Origin of the sequence: Streptomyces sp. MnatMP-M17, assembly GCF_900091995.1 — a bacterium.
GTDB lineage: Bacteria > Actinomycetota > Actinomycetes > Streptomycetales > Streptomycetaceae > Streptomyces.
The window spans coordinates 1-5172 of the sequence record NZ_FMDK01000575.1 but is presented as its reverse complement, the minus strand read 5'-3'; the positions used below and the strand labels follow the sequence as shown (position 1 = coordinate 5172).

Annotated in this window: 3 protein-coding genes; all 3 read right to left on the bottom strand. The window is 71.4% G+C overall.

Annotated features, from left to right (window positions below):
- Window positions 1-139: 139 nt before the first annotated feature.
- Window positions 140-2113: an acyl-CoA dehydrogenase family protein gene (locus GA0115259_RS24755; RefSeq protein WP_093601127.1), complete on the bottom strand. Its 1974-nt coding sequence runs from the start codon at window positions 2111-2113 to the stop codon at window positions 140-142.
- A gap of 210 nt (window positions 2114-2323) precedes the next feature.
- Window positions 2324-3769, bottom strand: coding sequence for an aldehyde dehydrogenase family protein (locus GA0115259_RS24750; protein WP_093601125.1), 1446 nt, complete (start codon window positions 3767-3769; stop codon window positions 2324-2326).
- A 268-nt stretch (window positions 3770-4037) separates the two neighbouring features.
- Window positions 4038-5172: PucR family transcriptional regulator (locus tag GA0115259_RS24745; RefSeq protein ID WP_107469253.1), on the bottom strand; the 1135-nt coding region annotated here is incomplete at its 5' end.

Genomic DNA, 5172 nt, shown 5'->3' with positions numbered 1-5172 from the left:
CAGCGGCTGATGTCACTGCGGGCACGCGAGCCCGGCAAGATCCAAACGAGAGGCCCTAGGCCGACGGCCCGGGGCCGCGCCCTCGAAGGACGCGGCCCCGGGTGCGGCCCGGCAGATCGGCGGACGGACCGGCCTGCGCTCAGCGGATGTGGCGGTGGACGTCCGGACGGCTCGAAGGGCCCGGCGTGGCGTCGGCGATCCAGGGGCCGTCGCCGCTCGGATCGATGATGCCGTCCTCCAGCCAGGTGTACCGGCCGGCGAGAACACCGCTCACGACCTTGCGGTCGAGTTCGTCGGTGTTGGACCACAGACGGGCGAAGAGCTCCTCGACGCGGATACGGGCCTGCCGGCAGAAGGCGTCCGCCAGTTGGTACGCCTCGCGCCCGTGGTCCCCGTTCGTACGGAGCAGTTCCGCCCGTACACAGGCCGCGCTCATCGCGAACAGCTCCGCACCGATGTCGACGATCCGGCCGAGGAAGCCCTGCTTGGTCTCCATCCGGCCCTGCCAGCGCGACATGGCGTAGAACGTGGAGCGGGCGAGCTTGCGCGCGGCCCGCTCGGCATAACGCAGATGTACCGACAGATCCGGATGGCCCGGCCGGTGGAACTCACCGTAGGAGCCCGGCAGCTGGCCCGGTCCCGCGACCAGCTTCGGCAGCCAGCGCGCGTAGAACTTCCCTGCCTGCGCGCCCGCCCTGGCCTTGTCGGAGAGGGACTTGTCCGGATCGATGATGTCTCCCGCCACGGAGAGATGGGCGTCGACGGCCTCGCGGGCGATCAGCAGATGCATGATCTCCGTGGAGCCCTCGAAGATCCGGTTGATCCGCAGATCGCGGAGCATCTGCTCGGCGGGTACGGCGCGTTCGCCGCGGGCCGCCAGCGACTCCGCCGTCTCGAAGCCACGGCCGCCGCGGATCTGGACCAGCTCGTCGGCCATCAGACAGCCCATCTCCGAGCCGTACAGCTTGGCCAGGGCCGCCTCGATCCGGATGTCGTTGCGGTCCTCGTCGGCCATCTGGGACGCCAGATCGACCATCGCCTCCAGCGCGAACGTGGTCGCGGCGATGAAGGAGATCTTCTCGCCCACGGCCTCGTGACGGCCGACCGGCCTGCCCCACTGCTCACGGGCCGCCGACCACTCTCGGGCGATCTTCAGACACCACTTGCCCGCGCCCACGCACATCGCGGGCAGTGAGAGCCGGCCGGTGTTGAGCGTGGTGAGGGCGATCTTGAGACCGGCGCCCTCGGGACCGATCCGGTTCGCGACGGGAACGCGGACCTGGTGGAAGCGCGTCACTCCGTTCTCCAGACCGCGCAGGCCCATGAAGGCATTGCGGTTCTCGACGGTGATGCCCGGCGAGTCCGCCTCTACGACGAACGCCGTGATACCGCCCTTGTGGCCCTCGGAGGCGGGCACCCGGGCCATCACCACGAGCAGATCGGCGACGACGCCGTTGGTGGTCCAGAGCTTCACACCGTCGAGGACATACGCGTCGCCGTCGGGCACGGCCGTCGTCGCGAGCCGGGCCGGATCGGAGCCCACGTCCGGCTCGGTGAGCAGGAAGGCCGAGATGTCCGTACGGGCCAGCCGTGGCAGGAACGTCTCCTTCTGCTGCTGCGTGCCGAAGATTTTGAGCGGCTGCGGTACGCCGATCGACTGATGCGCGGAGAGGAGCGCGCCGATCGCGGGGCTCGCGGAGCCGATCAGGGCCAGCGCCTTGTTGTAGTACACCTGAGTGAGGCCGAGGCCGCCGTACTTCGTGTCGATCTTCATCCCGAGCGCGCCCAATTCCCTGAGCCGGTTGATCACCTGGTCGGGGATACGGGCCTCGCGCTCGATGAGCGCGCCGTCGATCTCCGTCTCGCAGAAAGCGCGCAGCTTCGCCAGGAACTCCTCCCCGCGGCGGACGTCGTCCGGAGCGGGCAGCGGATGCGGATGGATGAGATCGAGCCGGAAGCGGCCGAGGAACATCTCCTTGGCGAAGCTCGGCCTGCGCCAGCCCTGTTCACGGGCGGCTTCGGCGACCTGGCGCGCCTCGCGCTCGGAGACCTTGGGCTTGCCCTGCGGTTCCTGCGGGGCAGATGCTGCTGAGGGTGCGGATGGGGCGGACATGAGGAACTCACCTCGCCGCGGAGTCGGGTCCGATGTGGGTTTTACCGGCTGGTGCTACTCGTCCGTATCTACCCGATTAATGCCGTCCCCACCAGTTGTGGACCGTGGACCGGTGCGGATCCCGTGGGTACGCGAACGGCCGGAGTTCCTGTACCGCGGACTCCGGCCGTCGGCCCGGCGTACATGCCCGGAGGCTGCCCGGGAGGCTGCTCAGAGCGTGAGGCCCGTGAACACCATGACGCGCTCGTAGGTGTAGTCGTCCATTGCGAAGCGCACACCCTCGCGGCCCACGCCGGACTGCTTGACACCGCCGTACGGCATCTGGTCGGCGCGGTACGAAGGAACGTCGCCGATGATCACACCGCCCACCTCAAGGGCGCGGTGGGCACGGAACGCGGCCTGGAGGTCATGGGTGAACACACCGGCCTGAAGACCGTACTTCGAGTCGTTGACCGACTCGAACGCCTCGGTCTCGCTCTCGGCCCGACGGAGCGTCAGAACGGGCCCGAAGACCTCCTCGCAGGAGACCGTTGCGTCCGCCGGGACCTCGGAGAGGACGGTGGGCGCGTAGGACGCGCCGTCCCGCTTGCCGCCCGCGAGCAGCTGGGCACCGGCCTGTACGGCCTCCTCGACCCAGGCCTCGACGCGCTTGGCGGCGTCCTCGCTGACGAGCGGTCCCACATCGGTGGCGTCGTCGGCGGGATCGCCCGTGACCTGGGCCTCGACGGCGGCGACGATCCTGGGCACGAGCCGCTCGTACACCGAGGCGTCCGCGATCACGCGCTGGACGGAGATACAGGACTGGCCGCCCTGGTAGTTGGCGAAGGTCGCGATCCTGGTCGCCGCCCAGTCCAGGTCCTGCTCGCTCGCGTAGTCGGCGAGGACGACGGCCGCGCCGTTGCCGCCGAGTTCGAGCGTGCAGTGCTTGCGCGGTACGGAGTCCATGATCGCGAAGCCGACCTTGTCGGAGCCGGTGAACGAGATCACCGGCAGCCGCTCGTCCTGGACGAGGGCGGGCATCCGGTCGTTCGGTACGGGCAGTACGGACCAGGCGCCGGCGGGCAGGGCAGTCTCGGCGAGCAGCTCGCCGAGGAGGAGCGCGGAGAGAGGCGTCGCCGGAGCGGGCTTGAGGATGATCGGCGCGCCGACGGCGATGGCGGGAGCGATCTTGTGGGCGCAGAGGTTGAGCGGGAAGTTGAACGGCGCGATACCGAGGACAGCGCCGCGCGGGAAGCGCCGGGTCAGCGCGAGCCGGCCGGCGCCGCCCGCGTCCGTGTCGAGACGCTGGGCCTCGCCGCCGTTGAACCGGCGGGCCTCCTCGGCGGCGAACCGGAAGACGGAGACGGCGCGGCCGACCTCGCCACGGGCCCACTTGAGGGGCTTGCCGTTCTCGGCGGAGATCAGCCGGGCGACCTCCTCGGCGCGCTCGGCAAGCCTGCGGGAGACATGGTCGAGCGCGGTGGCGCGTACATGCGCGGGTGTCGCGGCGAACTCGTTCAGCACGGAGTACGCGGCGGCGACGGCCTCCTCGACCTGGGCGTCGGTCGGCACGGCGACGGTGCCGACGAGCCGGCCGTCCCAGGGAGAGGTGACATCGAGGGTGTCCTCGCCGGTGGCCTGGCGGCCGGCGAGCCAGAAGGCGTGGGTGGAAGTCATAGCGAGTCCGGGCCCTTCCGAGTAGTCCGCGTGATTGGTCCGCGTGGGTGATGGTGCGGGGTTGTCCGTCTCCACGGTAGGCGTGCGGAGGCGGGTGGCGGGTTGTCCGAGGTGGAGTGGTGAGGCGCGGCGCGTACGACGCTTTGTCGGGTACGGCGGGAAGCCTCGCCCATCCGGTTCCTTCCCGGTCCTGGCAGGGCTACGCGGTGGGCGTATACAGGGCTACGCGGTGGGCGTATACGCGGTCGGCGGACGCACCCGTGCGACGTCACTCCGGCGGCTGCGTGGCCTCCGCGCGTGTCGTCGTCTTCAGCGCCAGCCACAGCTCCATCCGGACGTCCGGATCGTCCAGCGAGCGGCCCAGGATCTCCTCGACCCGCCGCATCCGGTAGCGCAGCGTATGCCGGTGCACGCCCAGATCGGCCGCCGCCGCGTCCCACTGGCCGTGCCGGGACAGCCAGGCGCGGAGCGAGGCGACCAGATCGCCACGGCCCTTGGCGTCGTGTTCGTACAGCGCGCGGAGCATGCCGTCCGCGAAGGCCCGTACCGCGTCGTCCGCGAGCAGCGGGAGGATCGAGCCCGCCGCCAGCTCCTCGTGCTCGACCAGCGCGCGGCCTCTGCGGTGGGCCACCGACAGCGCCTGTTCGGCCTGTTTGTACGCGCCCGCCGCGGCGATCGGGCCCGTCGGCGCGGACAGGCCTATGAAGACGCCCGCCTCCGCCGCCTCCGTGGCGGCGTACTCCTCGGCCGCCCCGACCACCGCTCCGCCGTCCACCGCGAGCACCACCAGCCGCGGTCCCTCGCCGTCGGGCACCGCCAGCACCGCTTCTCCGGCCCGTGCGGCTGCCGCCTCCAGTGTCTCGGTGAACGAGGGCAGCGGATCCTCGGCAGTGGTCTCGACCGATTCCGCGATCAGCAGCCGGGACGGCGCGTCGAGCAGTCCGCCGTAGAGATCGCCCGCCACCGCCCGGGCGTGGTCGGGCTGTCCGGACAGCAGCATGCGCAGGACCGCGGAACCGAGGCGCTGCTCCGCCGCCCGCAGGCCGCTCGAACGCTCCGTCGTCAGCGTCAGCAGAGCGATCGCCGAGTGCACCGCGTACCGCTCCGCCGTGCCCAGCGCACCCTCCGTACCGACGGCGAGCGCGCCGCGGACACGCCGTCCGGTGCCCAGGGACTGGAGTTCCACCCGGTCGTCGGCGTTCGCGCCCGCCGGGTCGCCGAGCACAGCGCTCGCGGGCGCGGACCGCTCCCGCAGCCGTTCCACATCGGCCGTGAGCCGGGCGGCCCGCCGCGCGGCCCACTCGGGCGCGGAGGCGACGACCGCTCCCGAGGCGTCGTACAGCGCCGCCCAGCCGTCCACGTACACCGCGAGCCGGGCGAGCACAGCGGCGGGGCCCTCCGTG

What these genes read in the sequence shown, in the direction of transcription:
- GA0115259_RS24755 (WP_093601127.1), bottom strand. Translation starts at nt 2,113, where the DNA reads ATGTCCGCCCCATCCGCACCCTCAGCAGCATCTGCCCCGCAGGAACCG.
- GA0115259_RS24750 (WP_093601125.1), bottom strand. Translation starts at nt 3,769, where the DNA reads ATGACTTCCACCCACGCCTTCTGGCTCGCCGGCCGCCAGGCCACCGGC.